The 23,569-nt window shown below is 71.9% G+C and carries 22 protein-coding genes; 10 read left to right on the top strand and 12 right to left on the bottom strand.

Going from position 1 to position 23,569, the window contains the following annotated elements; all coding sequences use genetic code 11:
• Window positions 1-21 precede the first annotated feature (21 nt).
• Window positions 22-1,428 carry an NAD(P)/FAD-dependent oxidoreductase gene (locus AC07DS_RS29990; protein WP_479150292.1) on the top strand — a complete coding sequence of 469 codons (1,407 nt, stop codon included), beginning with the start codon at window positions 22-24 and terminating at the stop codon, window positions 1,426-1,428.
• Between the two features lie 46 nt (window positions 1,429-1,474).
• Here AC07DS_RS29990 and AC07DS_RS29985 read toward each other — a convergent pair whose 3' ends face one another.
• From AC07DS_RS29985 to AC07DS_RS29975, 3 genes are all read right to left on the bottom strand, one after another.
• On the bottom strand, window positions 1,475-2,989 hold the full coding sequence (locus tag AC07DS_RS29985) for an MFS transporter (RefSeq protein WP_479150290.1): 1,515 nt from the start codon (window positions 2,987-2,989) through the stop codon (window positions 1,475-1,477).
• A gap of 65 nt (window positions 2,990-3,054) precedes the next feature.
• The gene (locus AC07DS_RS29980) at window positions 3,055-4,026 is read right to left on the bottom strand and encodes a zinc-binding dehydrogenase (protein ID WP_479150288.1); all 972 of its coding nucleotides are present in this window, start codon (window positions 4,024-4,026) and stop codon (window positions 3,055-3,057) included.
• A 49-nt stretch (window positions 4,027-4,075) separates the two neighbouring features.
• Complete coding sequence (locus AC07DS_RS29975) at window positions 4,076-5,236, bottom strand: NAD(P)-binding protein (protein WP_479150287.1); 1,161 nt, start codon at window positions 5,234-5,236, stop codon at window positions 4,076-4,078.
• A 137-nt stretch (window positions 5,237-5,373) separates the two neighbouring features.
• On the opposite strand from AC07DS_RS29975, the gene AC07DS_RS29970 reads away from it, so the two are divergent.
• Window positions 5,374-6,054 (top strand): pentapeptide repeat-containing protein, encoded by a 681-nt coding sequence (locus AC07DS_RS29970; protein ID WP_479150286.1) that lies wholly within the window; start codon window positions 5,374-5,376, stop codon window positions 6,052-6,054.
• A 34-nt stretch (window positions 6,055-6,088) separates the two neighbouring features.
• Here AC07DS_RS29970 and AC07DS_RS29965 read toward each other — a convergent pair whose 3' ends face one another.
• The gene (locus AC07DS_RS29965) at window positions 6,089-6,589 is read right to left on the bottom strand and encodes a hypothetical protein (protein ID WP_479150285.1); all 501 of its coding nucleotides are present in this window, start codon (window positions 6,587-6,589) and stop codon (window positions 6,089-6,091) included.
• Window positions 6,590-6,658: 69 nt separating this feature from the next.
• On the opposite strand from AC07DS_RS29965, the gene AC07DS_RS29960 reads away from it, so the two are divergent.
• Window positions 6,659-8,053: a M1 family metallopeptidase gene (locus AC07DS_RS29960; protein ID WP_479150283.1), complete on the top strand. Its 1,395-nt coding sequence runs from the start codon at window positions 6,659-6,661 to the stop codon at window positions 8,051-8,053.
• 37 nt (window positions 8,054-8,090) lie between these two features.
• Here the strand turns inward: AC07DS_RS29960 and AC07DS_RS29955 are convergent, their stop codons facing one another.
• Both AC07DS_RS29955 and AC07DS_RS29950 read right to left on the bottom strand, forming a co-directional pair.
• Complete coding sequence (locus tag AC07DS_RS29955) at window positions 8,091-9,647, bottom strand: M4 family metallopeptidase (protein ID WP_479150515.1); 1,557 nt, start codon at window positions 9,645-9,647, stop codon at window positions 8,091-8,093.
• 307 nt (window positions 9,648-9,954) lie between these two features.
• Window positions 9,955-10,911 carry a GNAT family N-acetyltransferase gene (locus AC07DS_RS29950; RefSeq protein ID WP_479150282.1) on the bottom strand — a complete coding sequence of 319 codons (957 nt, stop codon included), beginning with the start codon at window positions 10,909-10,911 and terminating at the stop codon, window positions 9,955-9,957.
• A gap of 99 nt (window positions 10,912-11,010) precedes the next feature.
• On the opposite strand from AC07DS_RS29950, the gene AC07DS_RS29945 reads away from it, so the two are divergent.
• The gene (locus AC07DS_RS29945; RefSeq protein WP_479150280.1) at window positions 11,011-11,442 is read left to right on the top strand and encodes a hypothetical protein; all 432 of its coding nucleotides are present in this window, start codon (window positions 11,011-11,013) and stop codon (window positions 11,440-11,442) included.
• 70 nt (window positions 11,443-11,512) lie between these two features.
• Here AC07DS_RS29945 and AC07DS_RS29940 read toward each other — a convergent pair whose 3' ends face one another.
• The gene (locus AC07DS_RS29940; RefSeq protein WP_392316317.1) at window positions 11,513-12,088 is read right to left on the bottom strand and encodes a TerD family protein; all 576 of its coding nucleotides are present in this window, start codon (window positions 12,086-12,088) and stop codon (window positions 11,513-11,515) included.
• A 151-nt stretch (window positions 12,089-12,239) separates the two neighbouring features.
• On the opposite strand from AC07DS_RS29940, the gene arfB reads away from it, so the two are divergent.
• Window positions 12,240-12,677, top strand: coding sequence for an alternative ribosome rescue aminoacyl-tRNA hydrolase ArfB (arfB, locus tag AC07DS_RS29935; protein ID WP_479150278.1), 438 nt, complete (start codon window positions 12,240-12,242; stop codon window positions 12,675-12,677).
• Window positions 12,678-12,785: 108 nt separating this feature from the next.
• Here the strand turns inward: arfB and AC07DS_RS29930 are convergent, their stop codons facing one another.
• Entirely contained in the window at window positions 12,786-13,358 is a 573-nt protein-coding gene (locus AC07DS_RS29930) for a flavin reductase family protein (protein WP_479150277.1), read from the bottom strand.
• Window positions 13,359-13,706: 348 nt separating this feature from the next.
• On the opposite strand from AC07DS_RS29930, the gene cdgB reads away from it, so the two are divergent.
• Complete coding sequence (cdgB, locus tag AC07DS_RS29925; RefSeq protein WP_479150275.1) at window positions 13,707-15,362, top strand: diguanylate cyclase CdgB; 1,656 nt, start codon at window positions 13,707-13,709, stop codon at window positions 15,360-15,362.
• Window positions 15,363-15,479: 117 nt separating this feature from the next.
• Window positions 15,480-16,397: a CBM35 domain-containing protein gene (locus AC07DS_RS29920; RefSeq protein WP_479150273.1), complete on the top strand. Its 918-nt coding sequence runs from the start codon at window positions 15,480-15,482 to the stop codon at window positions 16,395-16,397.
• A gap of 10 nt (window positions 16,398-16,407) precedes the next feature.
• Here AC07DS_RS29920 and AC07DS_RS29915 read toward each other — a convergent pair whose 3' ends face one another.
• The 3 genes from AC07DS_RS29915 to AC07DS_RS29905 all read right to left on the bottom strand — a co-directional run bounded on the left by AC07DS_RS29915 (window position 16,408) and on the right by AC07DS_RS29905 (window position 19,604).
• Window positions 16,408-17,337, bottom strand: a complete 930-nt coding sequence (locus AC07DS_RS29915) for a 1-phosphofructokinase family hexose kinase (protein WP_479150271.1) — start codon at window positions 17,335-17,337, stop codon at window positions 16,408-16,410.
• Between the two features lie 117 nt (window positions 17,338-17,454).
• The gene (gene nagA, locus AC07DS_RS29910) at window positions 17,455-18,663 is read right to left on the bottom strand and encodes an N-acetylglucosamine-6-phosphate deacetylase (protein WP_479150269.1); all 1,209 of its coding nucleotides are present in this window, start codon (window positions 18,661-18,663) and stop codon (window positions 17,455-17,457) included.
• Complete coding sequence (locus tag AC07DS_RS29905; RefSeq protein ID WP_479150267.1) at window positions 18,663-19,604, bottom strand: ROK family protein; 942 nt, start codon at window positions 19,602-19,604, stop codon at window positions 18,663-18,665. Before AC07DS_RS29905 ends, nagA begins: the two co-directional genes overlap by 1 nt.
• Before the next feature lie 109 nt (window positions 19,605-19,713).
• Here AC07DS_RS29905 and AC07DS_RS29900 point away from each other — a divergent pair, with 109 nt between their 5' ends.
• From AC07DS_RS29900 to otsB, 3 genes are read left to right on the top strand one after another with little or no spacing between them, the layout of a single operon-like run.
• Complete coding sequence (locus AC07DS_RS29900; protein ID WP_479150512.1) at window positions 19,714-20,988, top strand: extracellular solute-binding protein; 1,275 nt, start codon at window positions 19,714-19,716, stop codon at window positions 20,986-20,988.
• 35 nt (window positions 20,989-21,023) lie between these two features.
• On the top strand, window positions 21,024-21,248 hold the full coding sequence (locus tag AC07DS_RS29895; protein ID WP_145876006.1) for a DUF3263 domain-containing protein: 225 nt from the start codon (window positions 21,024-21,026) through the stop codon (window positions 21,246-21,248).
• A 49-nt stretch (window positions 21,249-21,297) separates the two neighbouring features.
• Complete coding sequence (gene otsB / locus AC07DS_RS29890) at window positions 21,298-22,131, top strand: trehalose-phosphatase (RefSeq protein WP_479150265.1); 834 nt, start codon at window positions 21,298-21,300, stop codon at window positions 22,129-22,131.
• Between the two features lie 4 nt (window positions 22,132-22,135).
• Here the strand turns inward: otsB and AC07DS_RS29885 are convergent, their stop codons facing one another.
• Entirely contained in the window at window positions 22,136-23,554 is a 1,419-nt protein-coding gene (locus tag AC07DS_RS29885; RefSeq protein WP_479150263.1) for an alpha,alpha-trehalose-phosphate synthase (UDP-forming), read from the bottom strand.
• Between the last annotated feature and the right edge of the window lie 15 nt (window positions 23,555-23,569).

The raw sequence follows: 23,569 nt of genomic DNA, 5'->3' as shown, positions 1-23,569 counted from the left end.
AGGAACGGTTAACGTCCGCACATGAGCAGCACGGCAAGAAGTGTCGTCAACGGCGGCATCTCCTTCTGGTACGCGGACGACGGTCTCCCTGCGGTGCGGGAGCCGTTGTCCGGGGACGCGTCGGCGGACGTCGTCATCGTCGGCGGCGGCTACACGGGGCTGTGGACCGCCTACTACCTCAAGAAGGCCGCCCCCTTCCTCCGGATCACCGTCCTGGAGCAGAAGTTCTGCGGCTACGGCGCCTCCGGCCGCAACGGCGGCTGGCTGTACAACGGCATCGCGGGCCGCGACCGGTACGCGAAGCTGCACGGCCACGAGGCCGCCGTACGGCTGCAGAAGGCGATGAACGACACCGTGGCCGAGGTCGTCGCGGTCGCCGAGGCCGAGGGCATCGACGCCGACGTGCACCGCGGCGGGGTGCTGGAAGTGGCGACGACGCCCGCCCAGCTGGCCCGGCTGAAGGCGTTCCACGAGCACGAGCTGTCGTACGGCGAGAAGGACCGCGAGCTGTACGGCGCCCGGCAGACCGCCGAGCGGATCAGGGTGGCCGGCGCGGTCGGCTCGACCTGGACCCCGCACGGCGCCCGGCTGCACCCCGTGAAGCTGGTGAAGGGCCTCGCGGCGGCCGTGGAGGCGCTCGGCGTCACCATCCACGAGTCGACCCCGGTCACCGAGATCCGCCCCAAGCACGCCGTGACCCCCTACGGCACGGTCCGCGCCCCCTACATCCTGCGCTGCACGGAGGGCTTCACCGCCTCCCTGAAGGGCCAGCGGCGCACCTGGCTGCCGATGAACTCCTCGATGATCGCCACCGAGCCGCTCACCGACGAGCAGTGGGCGGCCGTCGGCTGGGACGGCCGGGAGACACTGGGCGACATGGCGCACGCCTACATGTACGCGCAGCGCACGGCCGACGGGAGGATCGCGCTCGGCGGGCGCGGGGTGCCGTACCGCTTCGGCTCGCGCACCGACAACGACGGCCGCACCCAGCCGGAGACGATCGAGGCCCTCCAGGAGATCCTGACCCGCTTCTTCCCCGCCCTCGCGGGCGTGCGCGTCGCGTACGCGTGGTCCGGTGTCCTCGGTGTCCCGCGCGACTGGTGCGCCACGGTCACCCTCGACCGGGCCACCGGCCTCGGCTGGGCGGGCGGTTACGTCGGCTCGGGCGTCGCCACCACCAACCTCGCCGCCCGCACCCTGCGCGACCTCGTCCAGCAGGACTCCGGCCAGGCCGGCCGCACCGAGCTGACCGACCTGCCCTGGGTGAACCACAAGGTCCGCAAGTGGGAGCCGGAACCCTTCCGCTGGCTCGGCGTCCAGGGCATGTACGCCACCTACCGCGCCGCCGACCGGCGTGAACTCCTCCATCCGGGCACGGAGTCCTCCCGCCTGGCGCAGATCGCGGACCGGGTGGCGGGGCGCCACTGAGGCATCACGGGGCCCCGGGACGGTTTGCGGCGCGAGGCCCGGCGGTTCAGGTCGCCGGCTCGGCCACCCGCGCCCCGGCCCGTGCGCCGTGCCCGGGGGCCTTGGCCGTGACCATCAGGCCCGCGACCAGGCCGGCGAGGAGCATGATGCCGGCGGCCCACCAGATGGCGACCGTGTAGCCGTGCACCACGCCCTCCGGGACCACGGTGGGCTTGTCGGCCGGGTGGTGCAGATGGGCTGCGATGTAGGCGGTGCTGCTGGTGGTGGCGATGGTGTTGAGCAGGGCCGTACCGATCGAGCCGCCCACCTGCTGGGCGGTGTTGACGGTGGCCGAGGTGACGCCGGAGTCGCGGGCGGGGACGCCGGCGGTGGCGGTGGCGAACACCGGCATGAAGGTCAGGCCCATGCCGAGGCCCATCAGGAGCAGTGCGGGCAGGATCTCGGTGGTGTAGGAGGAGGTGACGGTCATCCGGGTCAGCAGGATCAGACCGGAGGTGGCGATGAGCGTGCCGGGCACCATGAGCACGCGCGGGGCCACCCGGTGCAGCAGGCGGGCCGATATCTGGGTCGAGCCGGTGATGATCGCCGCGGTCAGCGGGAGGAAGGCCAGGCCCGCCCTCATCGGGGAGTAGCCGAGGATGACCTGCAGGTAGTAGGTCATGAACAGGAACATCCCGAACATGCCGATCACCGCGAGCATCATGGTCAGGAAACAGCCCGCGCGGTTGCGGTCCTTGACGATGTGCAGCGGCAGCAGCGGGCTCGGGGCGCGGTTCTGCCACCGGACGAAGGCGACGAGCAGGACGGCACCGCCCGCGAACAGGCCGAGCACCAGCGGGTCGGTCCAGCCGCGCGGCTCGGCCTCGCTGAAGCCGTAGACGATCGCGACGAGTCCGCCGCAGCCGAGCAGGGCGCCGGGCACGTCGAGGCGGGCGTCGGTGCGGCCGGGGCGGTCGCGCAGCAGGGCGGAGGCGCCGAGGACCGCGGCGATCGCGATGGGCACGTTGACGTACAGGCACCAGCGCCAGTTCAGGTACTCGGTGAGCAGACCGCCGACGATGAACCCGATCGCCGAGCCGCTGCCGGCCAGGGCGCCGTAGATGCCGAAGGCCTTGCCGCGTTCGCGCGGGTCGGTGAAGGTCGTGGTCAGCAGGCTCAGCGCGGAGGGTGCGAGGACGGCGGCGAAGGCGCCCTGCAGGGCGCGGGCGCCGAAGAGCATGCCGGGGCCGGTGGCCGCGCCGCCCAGCGCGGAGGCGGCCGCGAAGCCGACGAGTCCGATGACGAAGGTCCGTTTGCGGCCGACGAGGTCCGCGATCCGGCCGCCGAGCAGCAGGAGTCCGCCGAAGGCGAGGGTGTAGGCGGTGATGACCCACTGCCGGTTGCCGTCGGACATGCCCAGGTCCTGCTGCGCCGAGGGCAGTGCGATGTTCACGATCGTCGCGTCCAGCACCACCATCAGCTGGGCGAGAGCGATGACGACCAGGCTCCACCAGCGGTGGGGATCGGCTCCTTCGGCTCCGGCTGCCGCCGCCGGGGTTTCACCCGTTCGGCCGGTGCTCATCTGGCCAGAAGACCATGAATCCGGGCGTATCGCATCCGCGTGCGGGGTCCTGCCGTGCTTGTCCTTCATGGCTCCAGCACCACCTTTCCGATCGTGCCGCGGTTCTCCAGCGCCCGGTGTGCCGCGGCCGCCTCGGAGAGTGGGAAACGGGTGACGGCCGGGCGCAGACGGCCCTGGCCGGCCTCGGTGAGGGCGCGCAGTTCGAGGGCGCGCAGACCGCCGGCCTTCCGCAGCATCGCCGGGCCGAGGACCGACTCGGAGAGTCCGTCGACGAAGTGGCCCCGGGCCTCCTCACCGATGCCCTCCGCCGACCAGCCGAAGACGAGATGCCGGCCGCCGGGCCCGAGCAGCGCCACGGCCTCCCGGGCGACAGCACCGCCGACGCCGTCGTAGACGATCGTGGCGGGCCCTGCGAGGTGGGCGCGGACCTTGGCCGGCCAGGCGGTGTCGTTGTAGTCGACGGCGAGATCGGCGCCGTCGGCCCGCACGCGGGCGGTCTTCTCCGGCCCGCCCGCGAGGCCGATCACCGTCGCTCCGGCGTTCTTGGCGTACTGCACGAGCAGGGTGCCGATGCCGCCGGCGGCCGCGGGTACGACGACCACGTCGTCCGGACCCGGCTCGGCGAACTGCGTGATCCCCAGCGCCGTACGCCCCGTACCGATCATGGCGACGGCCTCGGCGAGGCCGAGTCCTTCCGGGATCTCGTGCAGGCGTTCGGCGGCGGTGACGGCGAGTTCGGCGTACCCCCCGGGCGCGAAGCCCAGGTGGGCGACCACCCGCCGGCCGAGCCACGCCTCCGCCACGCCGTCGCCGAGGGCGTCCACGACCCCCGCGACCTCACGGCCGGGGACGGTCGGCAGCACGGGCGGTTCGGGCAGCGGCCCCTGCCGGCCCTCGCGCAGGGCCGTGTCGAGGAGGTGCACCCCGGCCGCCGCCACGGCGATCCGCACCTCGCCGGGCCCCGGCACCGGGTCCGTGGCGTCCTCGTAGGTCAGGTTCTCGGCCGGTCCGAAGGTGTACAGGCGCACGGCGTGCATGGGACCCCCCAGTGATCGTGTCTGCGTCTCCGGGGGCCACTCTTCGACCTCAAGCATGCTTGAGGTCAAGGGCGGTCCGGCCGAGGATCAGCGACACCGCGGTGACCGCGCTGTTGAAGGACACCTCCGACAGCACGCCCGGTGCCGCCACCTGGTCGCCGGCCAGGTAGACGCCGTCGCCGCGGTCCACCGGGGGGCGGTCCCGCCAGCTGGTCCCCGGCAGGTCCACGGCTCCCGTACGGCCCTCCGCCACGGACTCCCGGCGCCAGGCGACCCGCTCCCGCCATCCCTCGAAGGCCAGGTCGAGCAGCTCCTCGGCCCGGGCGAGACCGTCGCCGCGCGCCTCGCCCGGGCCGATCGGGATCTGCCCCTGGAGCAGCTGCTCGCCGGCCGGGGCGAGAGTCCGGTCCTGCGCGGTGAACCGCTCGATCCAGCCGGGCGCGTCCAGGTCGGAGACGGCGAAGGCGTCCCCGCGCCGGGTGCGCAGGGCGAGGTCGAGCAGGACGGTACGGCCGCCGGGCCAGGTCAGCGAGTCGTCGCCGAGCAGCCGCCGGGCGGCGGGCAGGGAGGTGGCGACGACCACGGGGGTGTCGGTCGGCAGGGCGTCGACGCGGGACAGCGTCTCGATCCGCACACCGAGGTTCCAGGCCCGCGCGGCCATCCGGTCGATGACGCTCGCCCAGCCGCCGCGTGGATAGTGCGCCTCCGGTGGCAGCTTGGTGGCCCGGCGCAGCCGTTCCTGCACGAAGGCGGCGGACAGGGCGCCCGGGTCGTGGTGGAAGAGGGCCACGGCGGAGTAGTTCGCCGCGGCCCGGGCGCCCTCCTCGCCGGCGACGTCGGTCGCCCAGCTGAGGAAGTCGGTGTCGACGGGGGCCCGGCGGACGCCGGGGCGCAACAGCTTGAGCAGGGCGAAGGGCGGGGTGCGGCGCAGGACGCCGTGGTGCCGCAGCCGCAGCCGGGCCGCCTCCAGGGGCGGGAGCGGGGCGAGCGGCCCGATCAGGTCCCGCTGCTTGAGCCAGGTCCAGTGCGGGCCGCCGCTGTAGAGGGCGTGCGGGCCCTCGTTCGTCCGGTACGGCGCCTCGGCGGTGCGGGCCCGGCCGCCCAGGGTGTGGTGGGCCTCGTACACGGTGACCTGGGCGCCTGACTCGGCGGCCGTGATGGCGGCGGTGAGCCCGGCGAAACCGCCGCCGACGACGGTGATGCGATGCATGGGGTGCGCTCTCCCTCGGGTCGGTTCACCTTCCGTGCATACGACTGAACAGGACCCCGAAATGTGACATCGGCCCGGCGCGGATCCGGTTTCCGCAGCTCAGGCGGATTGTCAGTGGAGGGGGGCAGCATGGGGCCATGGCGAGGAGAGCGACGGGCACGGGCAAGGCGGGGATCAAGGGCGCACGGCGGCCGGAGCTGCGGCTGCCGCCCCTGGAGCCCTGGACGGACGGGGAGTTGGCGCCGGACGGCGACTACGACGGGCTGGAGTTCCGGGAGGCGGACCTGGCCGGGCAGGACGGCGCGGGCGCCCGCTTCCTGGACTGCGCGCTGACGGGCTGCGCGGTGGACGAGACGGCACTGGGCCGGGCCCGTTTCCTGGACTCGGTCCTCACCGGCCTGCGGGGGGTCGGCACGCAGCTCGCCGAGTCCACGCTCCGCGACGTCGAGCTGATCGACCCCCGCCTCGGCGGCACCCAGCTCCATGGCGCCGTCCTGGAGCGGGTCGTGATCCGCGGCGGCAAGATCGACTGTCTGAACCTGCGCGAGGCCCGCCTCAAGGACGTGGTCTTCGACTCCTGCGTCCTGGTCGAGCCGGACTTCGCGGGCGCCCGTCTGGAGCGGGTCGAGTTCCTCGACTGCGCCCTGAAGGAGGCCGACTTCAGCGGTGCGACCCTGACGGACGTGGATCTGCGCGGGGCCGCCCCGCTGGAGATCGTCCGGGGCCTGGACCGGCTGTCGGGGGCGGTGATCAGCACCGGGCAGCTGCTCGACCTGGCGCCGGTGCTGGCACACGAACTGGGGATCAGGGTGGAGTAGAACAGCCCGTCCGGCGCTTGAGCGGCGCGCGGCGTTACGGCACTCGAGGAAAGCGGGCCTGCAGTGTCCACACGGCCGGGTTCTCCGCCAGGTCCTCGTGCAGGTCGGTCAGGTCGGCGATCAGGTCGTGCAGGAAGTCCCGGGCCTCGCGGCGGAGTTCGGTGTGGGAGAAGGTGAGCGGGGGCTCCTCGGCCGGCATCCAGTCGGCCTCGACGTCCACCCAGCCGAAGCGGCGCTCGAACAGCATGCGGTCGGTGGACTCGGTGAAGTCCAGCTCCGCGTGCTGCGGCCGGGAGGCGCGGGAGCCCATGGGGTCCCGGTCCAGCTGTTCCGCGATGTCGCACAGCGCCCACGCGAAGTCCAGCACCGGCACCCATCCCCAGGCTGTGGACAGCTCCCGGTCCGACTTGGTGTCCGCGAGATAGACGTCCCCGCAGAACAGGTCGTGCCGCAGCGCATGGACGTCCGCGCGGCGGTAGTCGGTCTGCGGCGGGTCCGGGAAGCGGTTGGAGAGGGCGTAGCCGATGTCGAGCACGGAAGAGATGGTGTCACGCCCACCGCCCGCCCCCTGCTGCCGTGTGCCCGCCCGCCTAAGATCGATGACATGTCCAGATCCGCGCGCCTTGTCCCGGCGGTCGCCACCCTGCTCGCTCTCGCCCTCACCGGCACCGCGTGCGACGGCGGGGTCCACGGCACCCCAGGGGGCCCCGGCGTGCGCGATCCGTACTTCCCGAAGGCGGGCAACGGCGGCTACGACGTCACCCACTACGCCCTCACCCTCGACTACACCCCCGACACCCGCCACCTCACCGGCGAGGCGGTCATCACCGCCCGCGCCACGAAGGACCTGTCCGCCTTCGACCTCGACCTCGCCGGACTGGACGTCGACTCGGTCACCGTCGAGGGCAGGAGCGCCCGCTGGAACCGCGCCGGCCAGGAGCTGACCGTCCGGCCCCACGACGACCTGGACAAGGGCGAGACGTTCAGCGTCACCGTCCGCTACGCGGGCAGACCGAAGACCCTCACCGACCCCGACGGCTCCGAGGAGGGCTGGCTGCGCACCGCCGACGGCGCGCTCGCCCTCGGCGAGCCCGTCGGCGCCATGGCCTGGTTCCCCGTCAACAACCACCCCTCGGACAAGGCGACGTACGACATCACCGTCACCGTCCCGAAGGGCCTCCAGGCCGTCTCCAACGGAGAGCTGAGCAGTCAGCACACCAAGGGCGGCCGGACCACCTTCGCCTGGCACTGCGCCCAGCCCATGGCCGCCTATCTCGCCACGGTCGCCATCGGGCACTACGACATCACCCGCAGCACAGGCCCGCACGGTCTGCCCGTGCTCACCGCGGTCGACCCCACCCAGGCCGAGGACAGCGCGAAGGTGCTCGCGAAGATCCCCGAGATCATCGACTGGGAGGAGACCAACTTCGGGCCGTACCCGTTCTCCTCCACCGGTGCGATCGTCGACCGCCCCGGCGACGCCGGCTACGCCCTGGAGACCCAGACCCGGCCCGTCTTCCCCGCCGACCAGTTCGACACCAGCACGCTCGTGCACGAACTCGCCCACCAGTGGTACGGCGACTCGGTCACCCCGAAGAGCTGGCGGGACATGTGGCTCAACGAGGGCTTCGCGACGTACGCCGAGTGGCTCTACGCGGAGGATTTCGGCGGCAAGAGCGCCCAGCAGACCTTCACCGACCTGTACAAGGGCGACCACGAGGAGATCTGGGCCTTCCCGCCGGCCAGGCCCTCCAGCGCCGCGCACATCTCCGACAGCCCGGTCTACCAGCGTGGCGCGATGGTGCTGCAGAAGATCCGCCAGAAGGTCGGCGACGACACCTTCTACGACATCATCCAGGGCTGGGCCGCCGCCCACCGCTACGGCACCGCCGACACGGCCGACTTCACCGCGTACGTGGAGAAGAAGGCCCCGGACAAGGACTTCCGCGAGATCTGGAAGGACTGGCTGTACGGAGACGGCAAGCCGGACCACCCGTGACGGGCGGCCCGGCCGGTGTACCACCGTGCGCGTGCGGCTACTTGACGTTGACCGCCTTCCACGCCGCCGCCACCGCGTTGTACTCCGCGCTGCCCGAGCCGTACAGGGCCGCCGCGGCCTGCAGGGTGCCGGTGCGGGCGCCCGCGTAGTTGGTCGTCGACGTGAAGTACGTGGTCAGGGCCTTGTACCAGATCTGGTCTGCCTTGGCCCGGCCGATGCCGGTGACCGTGGAGCCGTCGTAGGTCGGGGAGTTGTAGGAGACCCCGTTGATCGTCTTCGCGCCGCTGCCCTCGCTCAGCAGGTAGAAGAAGTGGTTGGCGACGCCCGACGAGTAGTGCACGTCGAGGCGGCCCACCGTCTTCGACCAGTAGTCGGCGGAGCCGCCGTCCTTGCTGGGCTTGTCCATGTAGCGCAGCGGGGTGCCGTCGCCGTTGATGTCGATCTTCTCGCCGATGAGGTAGTCACCGGGGTCGGAGGAGTTGTTCGCGAAGAACTCCACCGAGGTGCCGAAGATGTCCGAGGTGGCCTCGTTCAGACCGCCGGACTCACGGCTGTAGTTGAGCTTCGCCGTGGCCGCGGTCAGGCCGTGGCTCATCTCGTGGCCGGCCACGTCGAGCGAGGTGAGCGGGTCGGCGTTGCCCGCGCCGTCGCCGTACGTCATGCAGAAGCAGCTGTCGTCCCAGAAGGCGTTGACGTAGGCGTTGCCGTAGTGGACCCGGGAGTAGGCGGCCTTGCCGTCGCCCGCGATGCCGTTGCGGTTGAACGCGGACTTGTAGAAGTCCCAGGTGACGGCGGCGCCGTAGGCGGCGTCGACGGCGGCGGTCTGGCGGTTGGTCACACTGCCGTCGCCCCAGACGTCGTCGGCGTCGTGGAAGAGGGTGCCGGTGCCGGACGTGCCGCCGTTCAGGTCGTACGTCTTGTGGCCGCCGCGGCCCCCGTCGATCAGGTCGTAGCCGCCGGAGCCGGAGGCCGTGGTGCCGATCGTGACCGTGCCGCTGTAGCGGCTGGTGCCCGTGCCGGTGTCGACGCCCTCGTAGGAGTAGAGCTTCTTGCCGCTCTGCGCGTCGGTGATGACGTGCAGCTCGCTCGGGGTGCCGTCGTGCTGGAGGCCCTTGACGACGGACTCGTAGGCGAGGACCGGCTTGGCGCCGGCGGCCCAGACGACCTTGCGGGAGGTCGAGGCGGCTGCCTTGGCGGTGCCGGCGGCCTTGAGGGCGGTCTTCCTCGCGCTCGCGGGGGAGACGGCCGCGGTGGTGGTCGGCACGGATATCCGGGCCTTGACCGCCTTGTCGACGCCCTTGAACGAACCGTTCTTCGCCACGTGGGTGACCAGGTCGCCGCCGAGGACGGGGAGCCCGGCGTACGTCCGCTCGTAACGGGTGTGGACGGTGCCGTCCGCGTCCTTCACCACGTCCCGGACGACCAGCTTCTCCTTGGCGCCGAGGCCGAGTTCGCGGGCCGCCGCACCGGCGTGGTGCTGGGCCGACTCGATGGCGGCGGCGCGGGCCGTGACGCCGAGCGGGAGGGCGGTGGCACCGGGGGTGTGCGTGGGGGCGGCGGTGGCGGCGCCGTTCTGCAGAGCGAGGACGACCATCGCGGCCGAGCCGACCAGGGCGGCGGCGCGCACGGCGGTCTTGCGGGAGGTGCGGGGAGCGTGGGGCTGCTGTCTCACTCGATCTCCTTCAGGCTGGTCTCCGTGGGGTTGGAGACCCAGGCAGGACACAGGGGATGCACAGAGTTGCGGCGGCGGGGAGAGAGTGACACCGAGAACGGCTTGTTTGACAGAGTGCCGACAAGATTTTACGTGTTCGTATCCGAAAGACGTGCCTCGGAATCCGCTATCCGGACGCACCGCACGCGCCCAACTGCCCTTTATTCAAGCGGACTTGACGCGCCGAGTGTCACGCCCCGCCCGTTCGGCCTTCCCACTCGTCCAGCAGCCGGGCGAGGTCCGGCGGCCACACCGGCTCCGCCTCCTCGGCCAGCTCCCGCCGGGTCCACCAGCGCCAGTCGAGGATGCCGTCGGCTGCGTGCGCTGCGGCGAGGCCGGCTCCGGCCGGTTCGCGGTGGGGGCCGTGGGTGACGTAGATGTGCTCGTGCTGGCGGACGGCGATCCCCATGCGGGTGAAGTCGTGCTCCCAGGTGCACAGGAGAGGGCCGGGCTTCACGTCGGTCCAGCCGGTCTCCTCGGCCAGCTCCCGCAGGGCACCCTCGGCCGGGCCCTCGCCCGGCTCCAGGCCGCCGCCGGGCAGCGCCCAGTGGACGCCGACCTCGACGTTGTCGTAACGGAAGAGGAGCACCGCGCCCTCGGGGTCCACGACGGCGACGCGGGCCGCCCGCCGGGGTGTCCGCAGGACCTTGCGCAGCACGGCGCAGGGGCGGCCGTGGGCGCGGTCGGGGCGGTGGCCGACGACCTCGTAGCCGAGGGCGGTCCAGAAGGCCAGTCCCTTGGGGTTGTTGTCCAGGACGGCGAGCCGGACGGCCCGGCGCCCGGCGGTGCGGAAGCGCTCCTCGACCAGCATGGCGACCTGTCGGCCGTACCCCTTGCCCTGCTCGGCCGCGTCCACCATCAGCAGCCCGATCCACGGGTCCGGGTCGGCCGGGTCGGGGTGCCGGGCGAGCGTGATCACGATCCCGACCGCCCGGCCCCGGCTGCGGGCGAGCAGCACCTCGGCGTCCGGATGCGCCAACTCGTCGGCCAGCGCGGCCGCCACCTGCTCGGGCCGTACGTCGTCCGGGTCGGGGAAGTCACCGCTGAGCGCGTGGAACTCGCGGTTGGAGGCGTACAGGGCCGTGAGCTCGGTGAGCAGCTCGGCGGGGAGGGAGCCGTCGGTCGTCGAGAGCTGTTCGAGGAGCATGACGGGACCCTATCCACCGACCGGCCCTCTTTCCGGGGTCACCGGGGTGCTGGATAGATTTCCGCCGAAGCCACACCATGTCCGGGGAGACGGAAGACGATGACGACCCAGCCACCGCCGTACGGCAACCAGCCCCCCTACGGCGGGCAGCCGCCGTCGTCGCTCCCGCCGGCCACCGCCCAGCCGGGCTTCGGCCCCCCGCCGCCCCAGTACGTCTATCCCCCGACCGCGCCCCCACCGCAGGCCGGTGGGCCGGAGTTCATGGCGGTCGACCGTCACAACTCGATCGTGGTCGACACCCAGGGGGTGGCCTTCGAGGACCACGGCATGTCCGTCGAGTTCCCCTGGCAGGACATCCGCAGCGTCCACTACAAGGCGAATCCGTCCGGCAAGGCCCTGATGGTGGCGGTGGTCCTCCCCGACGGCCGGTTCTACGAGTGCGTCGTCGAGGCGAAGCCGAGGGCGCGGCTGGGCGAGTGGTTCACCCAGCTGTCCGCCGTGCTGGGGCATTACCGGCCGGCGGGCCGGTAGGGCCGCTGCACGGCCCCGAATGCCGGGACCCCCGGCCGAAGCCGGGGGTCCTCGCGCAGCGCGGTGTCCGTCAGACGTTCACGCCGAAGTCCTGGGCGATGCCCACCAGGCCCGAGGCGTAGCCCTGGCCCACCGCGCGGAACTTCCACTCCGCGCCGTTGCGGTACAGCTCGCCGAAGACCATGGCCGTCTCGGTGGCGGCGTCCTCGGAGAGGTCGTAGCGGGCGATCTCGGCACCGCCGGCCTGGTTGACGATGCGGATGTAGGCGTTGCGGACCTGGCCGAAGTTCTGGCCGCGGTTCTCGGCGTCGTAGATGGAGACCGGGAAGACGATCTTGTCGATGTCGGCCGGGAGCGCCGCGAGGTTGACGTTGATCGCCTCGTCGTCGCCCGCGCCCTCGCCGGTGCGGTTGTCGCCCGTGTGGACGATGGAGCTGTCCGGGGTCTGCTTGTTGTTGAAGAACACGAAGTGGGCGTCGGAGTAGACCTTGCCCTGCGTGTTCACCGCGATGGCGGAGGCGTCGAGGTCGAAGTCCGTGCCGGTGGTGGTGCGGACGTCCCAGCCGAGGCCCACGGTGACGGCGGTCAGGCCCGGAGCCTCCTTGGTGAGCGAGACGTTGCCACCCTTGGACAGGCTTACAGCCATGATTGGGAGTCCCTTCCCTTTTAGGTTTCTGTGCCGACGAAGCTACCGTCACCGGGGAGAACGTCGAGGGGGGTCCCGATGGTTCCGGATCCCTTTACCATTTTTACCCGCGACGAAAACCGGATGACGCGAGGCGGGCCAGAACGGGAACATGGGATGCATGTCCGGGCCTTACTTCATCCGTGGCTCGGTCTCGCTTCCCGAGGCCGAGCTGACGTGGCGTTTCTCCAGATCCTCCGGGCCCGGCGGGCAGCATGTGAACACCAGCGACTCGCAGGTGGAGCTGCGCTTCGACCTCGCGGCCACCGAGGCGCTCCCCGAGGTGTGGAAGGAGCGGGCGCTGCAGCGGCTGGCCGGGCGGCTGATCGACGGGGTCGTGGTCGTACGGTCCTCCGAGCACCGCTCCCAGTGGCGCAACCGCGAGACCGCCGCCGTGCGCCTGGCCGCCCTCCTCGCCGAGGCGACGGCCCCACCGCCCAAGCCGCGCCGGCCGACCCGGATCCCGCGGGGGATCAACGAGCGGCGGCTGCGGGAGAAGAAGCAGCGCTCGGACACCAAGCGGGGCAGGTCCGGCCGCGACTGGTCGTAGCCCCTCCGGGATTCCCCGGGGTTATCCGCCTTCCGGACGAGCAGTCGTCCATCCGCGCGTATTGGCCCGGGTGTTCACGGCACCGCCACGGAATTCCACGGCGCCCGATTACCCCAACTGCCGGTAGCGGCCCTGGAAATACAGCAGCGGTCCGCCCTCGGCGCTCGGTACCCGGGCGGTCAGCACCCGGCCGATGACGAGGGTGTGGTCCCCGGCCGTCACCCGCTGCTCGGTGCGGCACTCCAGGGTGGCCAGCGCGCCGCCCACCAGCGGGGCGCCGGAGGCCTCCCCGCGGACGCAGGGGAGGTCCTCGAAGAGCAGACGGTCGCTGATCCGGCCCTTCATCGCGAAGCGGCCGGCGACGTGGCGCTGGCTCTCGGTGAGGACCGAGACCGCCCACAGCGGCTGCTCGTCGAGCAGGTCGTCCATGCGGGCGCCCGTGCGCAGGCTGACCAGCACCAGTGGCGGGTCGAGCGAGACGGACATGAAGGCCGTGGCGGTCATGCCGACGTCCTCGCCGCCCGGCGCGGTCGGGTCGTCCGGGTCCAGCGGCGGCTCCTGCGCGGTCACCAGGACCACGCCCGCGGCCAGCCGGGACATCGCGGCCCGGAACTCGTCGTTGCTCACCCCCTCAGCATGCCCGGACGGGGGTGCGACGGTGGGTGAGGGAGTGTTCAGCACGCCGCAGACGCTAATCTCCGCTCCGGGCACGCCGCATCGGGCCCTGGACCGAACCGGGTCCTAGGACCCGGGGACCATGAGTGGCCGGCAATGTGTGCATGATGTGAACGCACTCGCAAAGCCTGCGTTCAGTAATCGCACGGGGAAAACGCAGAAACTCCACCCAATTGTTCATGTTCATCTGTGACTTGAGTCACAAGGGGCAGTAATTGTTGACCCTGTGTACCGAGTGGGCAGCGCGCTGTGATTCAGTGGCGGGAAGCTAGGAGCACGACAAGAACCAACCGGGGTAAAGAAGCGCCGAAGACAACCCTTGATTCGCTGCGAGGTCTCGGGGGGAGGGCGAGCATGGAGACCGAGTCGGAGCCGTATGTCCGTCTTGCGTCCCTGCGGCAGCTGCACCAGGTCATGGCCGACATGAACACGGCACGCAGCCTGGCGGACACACTGCAGACCGTCTCCGACGGCGCGGTGAACGCCCTCGGGTACGAGATGGCGTGCGTCAACCTCGTGCGCCAGGACGGTGACCTCGTCGTCGCCGCCTTCTCCGGCAACCCCGCCGCCGAGGCACTGATCACCGGCCGGGTCGGCTCCCGCGACTCCTGGCTGCGCCGGCTGAACATGGGCGAGCAGTGGGGCGACCTGATCTTCATACCGCACACCGAGGGCTGGGTGCTGGACGACGACGACGTCCCGCAGTGGTACACCGACGGGCCCGCGCCCCGCTTCGAGGACGAGTGGCACCCCTCCGACCGGCTCTTCGCGCCGATGTACACGCCCGGCGCGCCGGGCGGCTCCTCCGGTGAGCTGCTGGGCGTCATATCCGTCGACCGGCCGCGCAACGGTCGTCACCCCGGCGCCTGGGGCCGCGAGGCCCTCCAGATGTACGCCTTCCAGGCCGCCATCGCGATCAGCAACGCGCGTCTACGTGCGAATATGCAGCGCGCCCTGGTCCGCCTGGAGCGGGAGCAGCAGGCGCTGCGAGCCAGCGAGGAGAGCTTCAGGCAGGCCTTCGAGTACGCCCCCTCCGGCATGGCGATCGCCGAGATGGGCGGCGACCAGCACGGCCGGATCCTGCGCACCAACGACGCCCTGTGCCGCCTGCTGGGCCGCCCCGCCTCCGCGATGCGCCGCTACTCCTTCTCCGACCTCGTCCACCCCGAGGACATCGGGACCCTGCTCAGGACCTCCGCCGAGGGCGGCCGCGCGGAACTGCGCCTCGGCCGCCGCGACGGCTCGTACGTGTGGGTGTCGCTGCGCAACTCGGTCGTCGCGGACGCCGCCGACGGCCCCCGCTTCCTGCTCACCCACGTCGAGGAGATCGAGGAGCGCAAGCGCCGCGAGCTGCAGCTCGCCCACCGCGCCTCCCACGACTCCCTCACCGGCCTGCCGAACTCCGCCGAGCTGCGCTCCCGGCTGTCTGCGCGCCTCTGTCAGCGCCCGACCCACGCCGGCGCCCTGGAGTCCCTCGACGCGGCCTACGGCCACCCCGCCTTCGACACCCCCGCCGGCCACGGCTTCGACTTCGTGCCGGGTGCGGAGTCGTACGACGGTTTCGACCACCACGTCCACACCGTCGCCCCCGAGGACGGCCGCGACGACGGCACCAAGGGCCTGGCGGTCCTCTTCTGCGACCTGGACGGCTTCAAGTCGATCAACGACCGCTTCGGGCACAACGCGGGCGACGCGGTCCTGATCGAGGTCGCCCGCAGGCTCTCCCGAGGCGTCCGCGACGGCGACACCGTGGCACGCCTCGGCGGCGACGAGTTCGTGATCCTCGCCGACGGCCTCGGCATGGCCGACGCCCAGGACCTCGCCGTACGCCTGCGCAACGAGATCATTCAGCCCATCCGCGCCGAGGGACGGGCCGTCCGGGTGGGCGCCAGTTTCGGCATCGGATGGGCGCACTGCGGCATGACTGCGGACGAAGTGTTGAAGTCAGCCGACGAGCGGATGTACGTAGAGAAACGATCTCGTCCCAAACAGCACCGACGCGCCGGATGATCCGCAGGTCAGTGAGTTGATGCGGTCCGAGTCACCCGTTTGGGCCAGCCAGAGCGGGTAGGCTCGCCATTCCAGACCTGTACCGCATCCACCCGCACCTGCTGAGGAGACCAAGGGATGACGCCCGGCGAAAACAGCCCGAGCACGCCCGAGGACGACGACCCGTTCGGCTATCTGTACGCCGACGGTCAGGCCAGAGGAGCCCAGCCGCCGTCCGGCGGGTACGGCTACCCGAACTCGGTCAGCAGGGTGCGCTCGGTCGGCGAGCGCACGTACGGCGGGCAGCAGCCGCAGCCCGGTGTCCCGCAGCAGCAGGGCACCTACGGCCAGCCGAACGCCCACTACCAGGCCCCGGAGACGCTCCCCGGCGGCGCCCCGACGAGCCGCCTGTCCGCGCCGGCCCCGGCCCGCAGCGGCCCGAACACCAAGGGCCTGCTGATCGGCGCGATCGCGGTGGTCGCCGCGGTCGTCATCGGCATCGGCATCGCGATGTTCAACGACGGCTCGGACGACAACAAGTCCAGCAGCCAGGTGGGCACCTCCCCGACCCAGTCCCAGAACAGCAACCCGAGCCCGTCGAGCAGCAGCTCGGCGGCGAGCGGCTCGACGCAGTCCGACGCCTCGGCCCTCGAGCCTGCCGGCGGTGCGGCGAAGGCTTCGGACGTCAAGGGCGCGACCTCCTCCGACGGCAGCTATGTGACGGGGCTGAACCAGCCCGGCGCCTCGGTCACCTGGAAGGTGAACGCACCGTCGGCCGGCCCGTACACCCTGTTCGTGTACTACAGCGCGGCCGGCGGCGACCAGACGATGTCGGTCACCGTGAACGGCACCCCGTTCGGCAGCAAGCTGGACCTGCAGAATTACCGGCACGCCAAAGACGGTGACTTCGCCAACGGCTGGACCCGGTCCTTCGTGTGGCCGACCCTGAAGCAGGGACCCAACACGATCTCCATCTCCTGCGGCACCGACGACAAGTGCAACGCCCTGATCAGTAACGTCAAGCTGAAGCCGGGGCAGGTCAAGAAGGACAGCTAGGGCCGGGGCACTAGGCCGCGCTGACCACCCCGCTCACCGCCACCCGCCCCCGCAGCTCCTCGTACGTCCCCGGGTCGAACTCGCCCGCCACAGGCGCCCGTACGGTCGCCGCCGACAGGGCGACCGCGCGGGTCAGGCGCTCCGGCCACGGCAGGTGTTCCACCAGGCCCGAGAGCAGGCCCGCGACCGCCGAGTCGCCCGCGCCGGTCGGGTTGCCGTGGATGTGGGCCGGCGGAGCGGCGCGCCAGCGGCCCTCGGGGGTCGCTGCGAGCAGGCCTTCCGGGCCGAGGGAGGCGACCACCGTGTGGGCGCCGCGGCGGCGGGCGTCCTGGGTGGCGCGCAACGGCTCGTGGGAGCCCGTGAGTTCGGCGAGTTCCTCGGTGTTGGGCTTGATGATGTCGGGGCGGGCCGCGACCCCACGGCGCAGGGGCTCGCCGCTGGTGTCCAGGAGTACGGGGACGCCGGCCGCGCGGGCGGTGCGGATCAGGCCCGCGTACGCGCCCACCGGTACCCCCGGCGGCAGGCTGCCGGAGAGGGCCACCGCGGAGGCGGGGGCCAGCAACTCCTCGTAGCGGTCCAGGAAGGCGCCCCACTCGGTGGGGGAGATCTGCGGGCCGGGCTCGTTCAGCTGGGTCGTGTCGCCGGAGAGTTCGTCCACGACGGCGATGGTGCGCCGGGTCGACCCGGCGACCGGGACGAAGGCGTCCGTCACGCCGGGCGTGGCCGCCAGGTGCTCGCGCAGCACCCGGCCGGTGGCGCCGCCCGCGAAGCCGGTGGCCGTCACCTCGTGTCCGAGGGCCGCCAGCACCCGCGCCACGTTCACGCCCTTGCCGCCCGGCCGTTCGATGACGTCCGAGACGCGGTGCGAGGTGTGCGGCCGGAGGGACCGTACGCGATAGGTGATGTCGAGAGCGGTGTTCAGTGTGACCGTGAGGATCACCCGGGCCGACCTCCCTCGAAGTCCTGTGCCATCGGTACCGGGGACCTGATCATGCCAAACAGACGGCGGCCGGCCCAGTGCGAGGATCGGCCGCCGTCCGGCGAAGAGGGGGACGGATCAGGGCAGTTGGGGCGCTACCACCCATTCACCCCTGCGCATCACGCCCTTCAGGTCGAAGTTCGCGTCCAGCAGCACCAGGTCGGCGTCCTTGCCGGGCTCCAGGGAGCCGATGCGCTCGGAGAGGCCAAGGAGACGGGCCGGGTTGGCCGAAAGCGCGGCGACCGCGTCCTCGACCGGCAGCTTGTCGACCGTCACCGCCCGCTTGAACGCGCGGTCCAGGGTGAGCGTGGAGCCCGCGATCGAGCCGCCCTCCACCAGACGGGCCACCCCCTCGCTGACCTCGACCTCCAGCGGGCCGAGCATGTAGCGGCCGTCGCCGATGCCGGCCGCGTCCATCGCGTCGGTGATGAACGCGACCCGGGAGGCGCCCGCGTGATGGAACGCCAGCTCCAGCGCGGCGGGGTGGAGATGGGTGCCGTCGTTGATCAGCTCGACCGTCACCCGCTCGTCCTCCAGCAGGGCGGCGATCGGGCCGGGGGAGCGGTGGCCGAGCGTCGGCATGGCGTTGAAGAGGTGGGTGGCGACCGTGGCGCCCGCGTCGATGGCCTCGACCGTCTGCTCGTAGGTGGCGTCCGTGTGCCCGATCGCCGCGATCACGCCGTGCTCGGCGAGCAGCCGCACGGAGTCGATGCCGCCCGGCAGCTCGGTGGCGAGGGTGACCATCTTCGTCCTGCCGCGCCCCGCGTCGATCAGCTTGCGCACCTCGGCCGGGTCCGGGGCGCGCAGCAGCTCCTCGGAGTGCGCGCCCTTGCGGCACGGCGAGATGAACGGCCCCTCGAAGTGGATGCCCGCGATGTCGCCCTGCTCGGCCAGCTCGCTCAGCAGCCCCGCCTGCTGCACCAGCAGATCCATCTCGTCGGTGACGGTGGAGGCGACCAGGGTGGTGGTGCCGTGCAGGCGGTGCGTACGGATGGCTCTGAGCACGTCGTCCACCGTGCCGGAGAAGGAGGCTCCGCCACCGCCGTGGTTGTGGATGTCGACGAAGCCGGGCACCAGCCAGTGGTTTCGTACGTCGATGACCTGGGCGTTCCCTGGGGCTGTGCTGGTGATGCCGGTGCCGTCGACGATCACCTGGCCCTCTTTGACGGTTCCGGTGGGGAGGACCACGTTGGCGCCGGACAGCACCAGGGGGGTTCCGGCCTTCGCGGGCTGCGGGTGCGTCGTGGCTGGTCGCGCAGTTCCCCGCGCCCCTGGGTCGGCTGCCATCAGCGGGTTGCCTCCGTACGGTTGGTGTGGTTGAGGAGATCCCGGGCGAGGAGTCCCGCGCCCAGGCAGCCGGCCGTGTCGCCGAGGGCGGCGGGGACGATGGACGGGAGTTTCTGGAAGGTGACCCGCCGGCGGACGGCGTCCCGCAGCGGCTGGAACAACACTTCCCCCGCCTCGGCCAGGCCGCCACCGATGATCAGCGTGCGCGGGTCCAGCAGGGTGAGTGCGGTGACCAGCCCGTCGGCCAGCGCGTCCACCGCCTCCTGCCAGACCCGGACGGCGTTCGGGTCACCGGACGCGACGGCCTTCGCGCAGTCGGCCGCGTCCGCTTCCGGGTCCCCGCAGGCCGCCGCCCACGCCTCGCTGACGGCGGACGCGGAGGCGTACCGCTCCAGGCAGCCGTGCTGCCCGCAGGGGCACGGGGTCCCGCCGGGCCGTACGACGACATGGCCGATCTCGCCGGCGAAGCCGTGCGCGCCCGCCTCCACCCGCCCGTCGACGCCGATGGCGCCGGCGATGCCGGTGCCCAGCGGCACGAACAGGAAGCGGTCGGCGCCCCTGCCCGCGCCGATCCGGCCCTCGGCGAGCCCGCCGGTGCGCACGTCGTGGCCGAGGGCCACGGGCACGCCGAGCCGGTCGGCGAGAAGGGCGCGCAGGGGCACGTCCCGCCAGCCGAGGTTGGCCGCGTAGACGGCGATGCCGTGCTCCTCGTCGACGATGCCGGGGACCGCGAGGCCGGCCGCCGCGGCCGGTTCGCCGTAGTGCTCCACGCCGTACGCGCGCAGCTCCGCGGCGAAGCCGAGGATGGTCTCGACCACCGCGTCGGGCCCGCGCTCGCGGCCGGTCGCGCGGCGGGCGCGATGCAGCAGCGCGCCGTCGTCTCCGACGAGGGCCGCCTTCATCCCGGTACCGCCCACGTCCAGGGCGATGACATGTCTCACGGGGGACAGTGTGGCCCGCGGACCCACAAGAGGTCTAGTCCACTCGCGTGGTGTAGACCTTATGTGTCCACATATTGAACGGTCAGACAGCAGGGTTGGGGCTTTGACAGTGCGTCGGCGTACGGCAGGAACGATCGCGGTGGTGTCCGCACTGGGCATGACGGCGGTCCTCGGCGGCTGCGGGAGTACGGGCTCCTCCGACGTGACCCTCAGACTGGTCGCGGCCGACTACGGCGACTCCACGGCGAACAGCTCGAAGAAGTACTGGGACAAGCTGGCCGAGGCGTACGAGTCCCAGCACTCCGGAGTGAAGGTCGAGGTCAGCGTCTACTCCTGGAACGACGTCGACCGCAAGGTCAAGGAGATGGTCGACGCCGGGGACGCGCCCGACATCGCCCAGATCGGCGCCTACGCCGACTACGCGGCCGCGGGCAAGCTCTACCAGGCCTCCGACCTGCTCTCCATCCGCACCCAGGCCGACTTCCTCTCCCAGCTCTCCGACGCGGGCGAGTGGAAGCACGTGCAGTACGGCATCCCGTTCGCCGCCTCCACCCGGGTGCTCTTCTACAACAAGACCCTCTTCGCCGAGGCCGGCATCACCCCGCCCACCACCTGGAGCGAGCTGGCCGCCGACGCGAAGGCGCTCAAGGACAAGGGGGTGAAGTACCCCTACGCGCTCCCGCTCGGTTCCGAGGAGGCGCAGGCCGAGACCATGCAGTGGCTGCTCAGCGGCGGTGCCGGCTACACCGACGACGTCGGCACCTACACCATCGACTCGGCGCAGAACGTCGAGACGTTCACCTGGCTCAGGGACGACCTGGTCGGCAAGGGCCTGACCGGTCCGGTCGCCCCCGGCAGGCTCAACCGCGCGGACGCCTTCGCCGCCTTCGCCGACGGCCAGGTCGGCATGCTCAACGGGCATCCCACCCTGATCCAGCAGGCCGCCAAGAAGGGTGTGCGCTTCGGCACGGTCCCGATGCCGGGCCGCACCGGCAAGGCCAAGGCCGCGATGGGTGTCACCGACTGGATGATGGGCTTCAAGCAGCACGGGCACGCCGAGCAGATAGGCGACTTCCTCGACTTCGTCTACGAGCAGAAGAACGTCCTCGCCTTCTCCCGCGAGTACGGACTCCTCCCGGTCACGGGTTCCGCGTCCAACACCATGACCGAGTCGGACTCCGCCCCCGACAAGGACCTGCGCCCCTTCCTCGACCAGCTCCCGATCTCCGAGCTGTACCCCGTCGGCAAGACCTCCTGGGCGACGGTCAGCGCGTCCGTGAAGAAGGAGATCGGCCAGGCGGTCACCCCCGGCGGCAGCCCCTCCGGCGTCCTGACCCGTCTCCAGGCGACGGCGACCGAGGCGGACAGCAGCGACGCGAGCTGACCCGGCTGTCACCGCCCGGCGTTACGGTGACCCTCATGGAACTGGGCACCCGCGAAAAGGCCGTCCTCGCGCTGGAGCGCCGGACCTTCCCCGGCCCCGGCGCGAAGGAACGGGCCATCCGCGAGGAACTGGGCCTTTCCCCGGTCCGCTACTACCAGCTCCTCAACGCCCTGCTGGACGACGAGCGGGCCCTGGCCCTGGACCCGGTGACGGTGAACCGTCTGCGCCGGGTCCGGGAGGCACGCCGCTCGGAGCGCTGAGGTTTTGCTGCCAGGAGTGACCAGGGCCCGCCCTGGATACTGTCGCCGTATGGACCTTCTGCCGACCCCGGTGACCCAGGCCGGACGGGACGGACTCGCCGCGCTGCTCGCCAGGCCCCGCACCGCGGTGATCGGCCTGGACTTCGACGGCACCCTGGCCCCCATCGTCGCCGACCCCGAACAGGCCCGAGCCCACCCGGACGCCGTCCCCGCGCTGGCCGTCCTCGCCCCCAAGGTCGCCTCGGTGGCCGTGATCACGGGCAGACCCGCCGAGGTGGCGGTCAGGCACGGCGGCTTCGCGGGCACCCCCGGCCTGGAACACCTCGTCGTCCTCGGGCACTACGGCGCCGAACGCTGGGAGGCCGCGTCCGACACGGTCACCGCACCTCCGCCCCACCCCGGCGTGGCCGAGGTCCGCGCCGAGCTGCCGGGCCTCCTGGAGCAGACCGGGGCCGGGCACGGCACCTGGATCGAGGAGAAGGGGCGCGCGATCGCCGTGCACACCCGCCGCGCCGACGACCCGCAGGCCGCGTTCGATGCCCTGCACGACCCCCTCGCCGACCTCGCCACCCGCCACGGACTGATCGTCGAGCCCGGCCGGCTCGTCCTCGAACTCCGCCCGCCCGGCATGGACAAGGGCGTCGCCCTCCTCGACCACGTCCGCGCCACCGGAGCCGGGTCCGTCCTCTACGTCGGCGACGACCTCGGCGACCTCCCCGCCTACGCGGCCGTCGACAAGCTCCGCTCCGACGGCGTCCCCGGCCTCCTGGTCTGCAGCGGCAGCACCGAGGTCACGGAACTGGCGGAACGGGCGGACGTGGTGGTGGACGGCCCGGAGGGAGTCGTGGCCCTCCTGCGAGCCCTGGCAGCACGCATGCCCTGACCCGCTACCGCTCCAGTCCGCCCAGCTGATCCAGGAACCACTGGGCGGGCGGCAGCGCCGTGGCGGCCACGGCGAGCCTCTTCGAGCGTTCCGCCCGCTCACCCGCCGGCAGGCTCAGCGCCTCGTGCAACGCGTTCGCCGTGCCCCCGATGTCGTACGGGTTCACCACGATCGCGTCCTCGCCCAGCTCCTCGTACGCCCCCGCCTCCCGCGACAGCACCAGCGCGCACCCCTCCTCGGAGACCACCGGCACCTCCTTGGCGACCAGGTTCATGCCGTCCCGGATCGGGTTCACCAGCGCCACGTCCGCGAGCCGGTACGCGGCCAGGGAGCGGGCGAAGTCGTCCTTGACGTGCAGCACGACCGGCGTCCAGCCCTCGGTCCCGTACACGGAGTTGATCGTCTCCGCCACCCGCTGCACCTCGGCCGTGTACTCCCGGTAGACGGCGAGGTCCTGCCGGGACGGGTAGGCGAAGGCGAGGTGGACCACCCGTTCGCGCCACTCGGGGTGGTCCTCCAGGAGCTGCCGGTACGCCAGCAGGCCGCGCACGATGTTCTTGGACAGCTCGGTGCGGTCCACCCGGACGATCGTCCGGCGCCCCTCGCCGATCTCCTCCCGCAGCGCGGCCATCCGCTCGTCCACGTCCGTCCGGTGCGCCCGCTCGCGCAGGAAGTCCGCGTCCGCGCCGAGCCCGTGCACACCGATCCGGGTCCCGGACGGGATGCCGGGGCCCAGCACCGCGTGACAGCAGTCGGTGAACGCGTCCGCCCACCGCTGGGTCAGGAACGCGGCCCGGTCCGCGCCCAGGATGCCGGTCAGCAGCTCGGCCGCGATGTCGTCGGGCAGCAGACGGAAGTAGTCCGGCGGGGCCCACGGGGTGTGCGAGAAGTGGCCGATGCGCAGGTCGGGGCGGAGCCGGCGGAGCATCCGGGGGGCGAGGGCCAGGTGGTAGTCCTGGATGAGCACCGCGGCGCCGTCCGCCGCCTCCTCGGCCAGCGCCTCGGCGAAGGCGCGGTTGTACGCCTCGTACGACGCCCACTGCCGCCGGAACTCCGCGTCGAAGACCGGCTCCAGCGGCGTCTGGTACAGCATGTGGTGGACGAACCACAGCACCGAGTTGGCGATGCCGTTGTACGCGTCGGAGAACACGGTCGCGTCGATGTCGAGCATCCGCACCCGCTGCCCGCCGGTCTCCTCGGCCGGCAGCAGCCCGCCGCCCGCGCGCCGTACCGCCTCGCGGTCGCCGTCGCCCAGCGCGGCGCACACCCATACCGCGTTGGTGTCCGGCCCGATGGCCGACAGACCCGAGACCAGCCCGCCGCCGCCCCGTCTGGCACGCAGCGAGCCGTTCTCGAGGACCTCGTACGAAACCGGGCCGCGATTGGACGCGACCAGCACCTCAGCACCGTGGGTGGAAGCCATACGCCTCAACCTAGC

It is taken from the genome of Streptomyces sp. NPDC044064 (genome assembly GCF_056434245.1).
Note: the sequence above shows the minus strand (reverse complement) of the source record. Positions and strands in the feature narration are given on the sequence as shown.

Excerpts from the sequence above, each read along its gene's own strand:
- AC07DS_RS29990 (WP_479150292.1), top strand. The coding sequence starts at position 22 with ATGAGCAGCACGGCAAGAAGTGTCGTCAACGGCGGCATCTCCTTCTGG.
- AC07DS_RS29985 (WP_479150290.1), bottom strand. The coding sequence starts at position 2,989 with ATGAGCACCGGCCGAACGGGTGAAACCCCGGCGGCGGCAGCCGGAGCC.
- AC07DS_RS29980 (WP_479150288.1), bottom strand. The coding sequence starts at position 4,026 with ATGCACGCCGTGCGCCTGTACACCTTCGGACCGGCCGAGAACCTGACC.
- AC07DS_RS29975 (WP_479150287.1), bottom strand. The coding sequence starts at position 5,236 with ATGCATCGCATCACCGTCGTCGGCGGCGGTTTCGCCGGGCTCACCGCC.
- AC07DS_RS29970 (WP_479150286.1), top strand. The coding sequence starts at position 5,374 with ATGGCGAGGAGAGCGACGGGCACGGGCAAGGCGGGGATCAAGGGCGCA.
- AC07DS_RS29960 (WP_479150283.1), top strand. The coding sequence starts at position 6,659 with ATGTCCAGATCCGCGCGCCTTGTCCCGGCGGTCGCCACCCTGCTCGCT.
- AC07DS_RS29955 (WP_479150515.1), bottom strand. The coding sequence starts at position 9,647 with ATGGTCGTCCTCGCTCTGCAGAACGGCGCCGCCACCGCCGCCCCCACG.
- AC07DS_RS29950 (WP_479150282.1), bottom strand. The coding sequence starts at position 10,911 with ATGCTCCTCGAACAGCTCTCGACGACCGACGGCTCCCTCCCCGCCGAG.
- AC07DS_RS29945 (WP_479150280.1), top strand. The coding sequence starts at position 11,011 with ATGACGACCCAGCCACCGCCGTACGGCAACCAGCCCCCCTACGGCGGG.
- AC07DS_RS29940 (WP_392316317.1), bottom strand. The coding sequence starts at position 12,088 with ATGGCTGTAAGCCTGTCCAAGGGTGGCAACGTCTCGCTCACCAAGGAG.
- arfB (WP_479150278.1), top strand. The coding sequence starts at position 12,240 with ATGGGATGCATGTCCGGGCCTTACTTCATCCGTGGCTCGGTCTCGCTT.
- cdgB (WP_479150275.1), top strand. The coding sequence starts at position 13,707 with ATGGAGACCGAGTCGGAGCCGTATGTCCGTCTTGCGTCCCTGCGGCAG.
- AC07DS_RS29920 (WP_479150273.1), top strand. The coding sequence starts at position 15,480 with ATGACGCCCGGCGAAAACAGCCCGAGCACGCCCGAGGACGACGACCCG.
- nagA (WP_479150269.1), bottom strand. The coding sequence starts at position 18,663 with ATGGCAGCCGACCCAGGGGCGCGGGGAACTGCGCGACCAGCCACGACG.
- AC07DS_RS29895 (WP_145876006.1), top strand. The coding sequence starts at position 21,024 with ATGGAACTGGGCACCCGCGAAAAGGCCGTCCTCGCGCTGGAGCGCCGG.
- otsB (WP_479150265.1), top strand. The coding sequence starts at position 21,298 with ATGGACCTTCTGCCGACCCCGGTGACCCAGGCCGGACGGGACGGACTC.
- AC07DS_RS29885 (WP_479150263.1), bottom strand. The coding sequence starts at position 23,554 with ATGGCTTCCACCCACGGTGCTGAGGTGCTGGTCGCGTCCAATCGCGGC.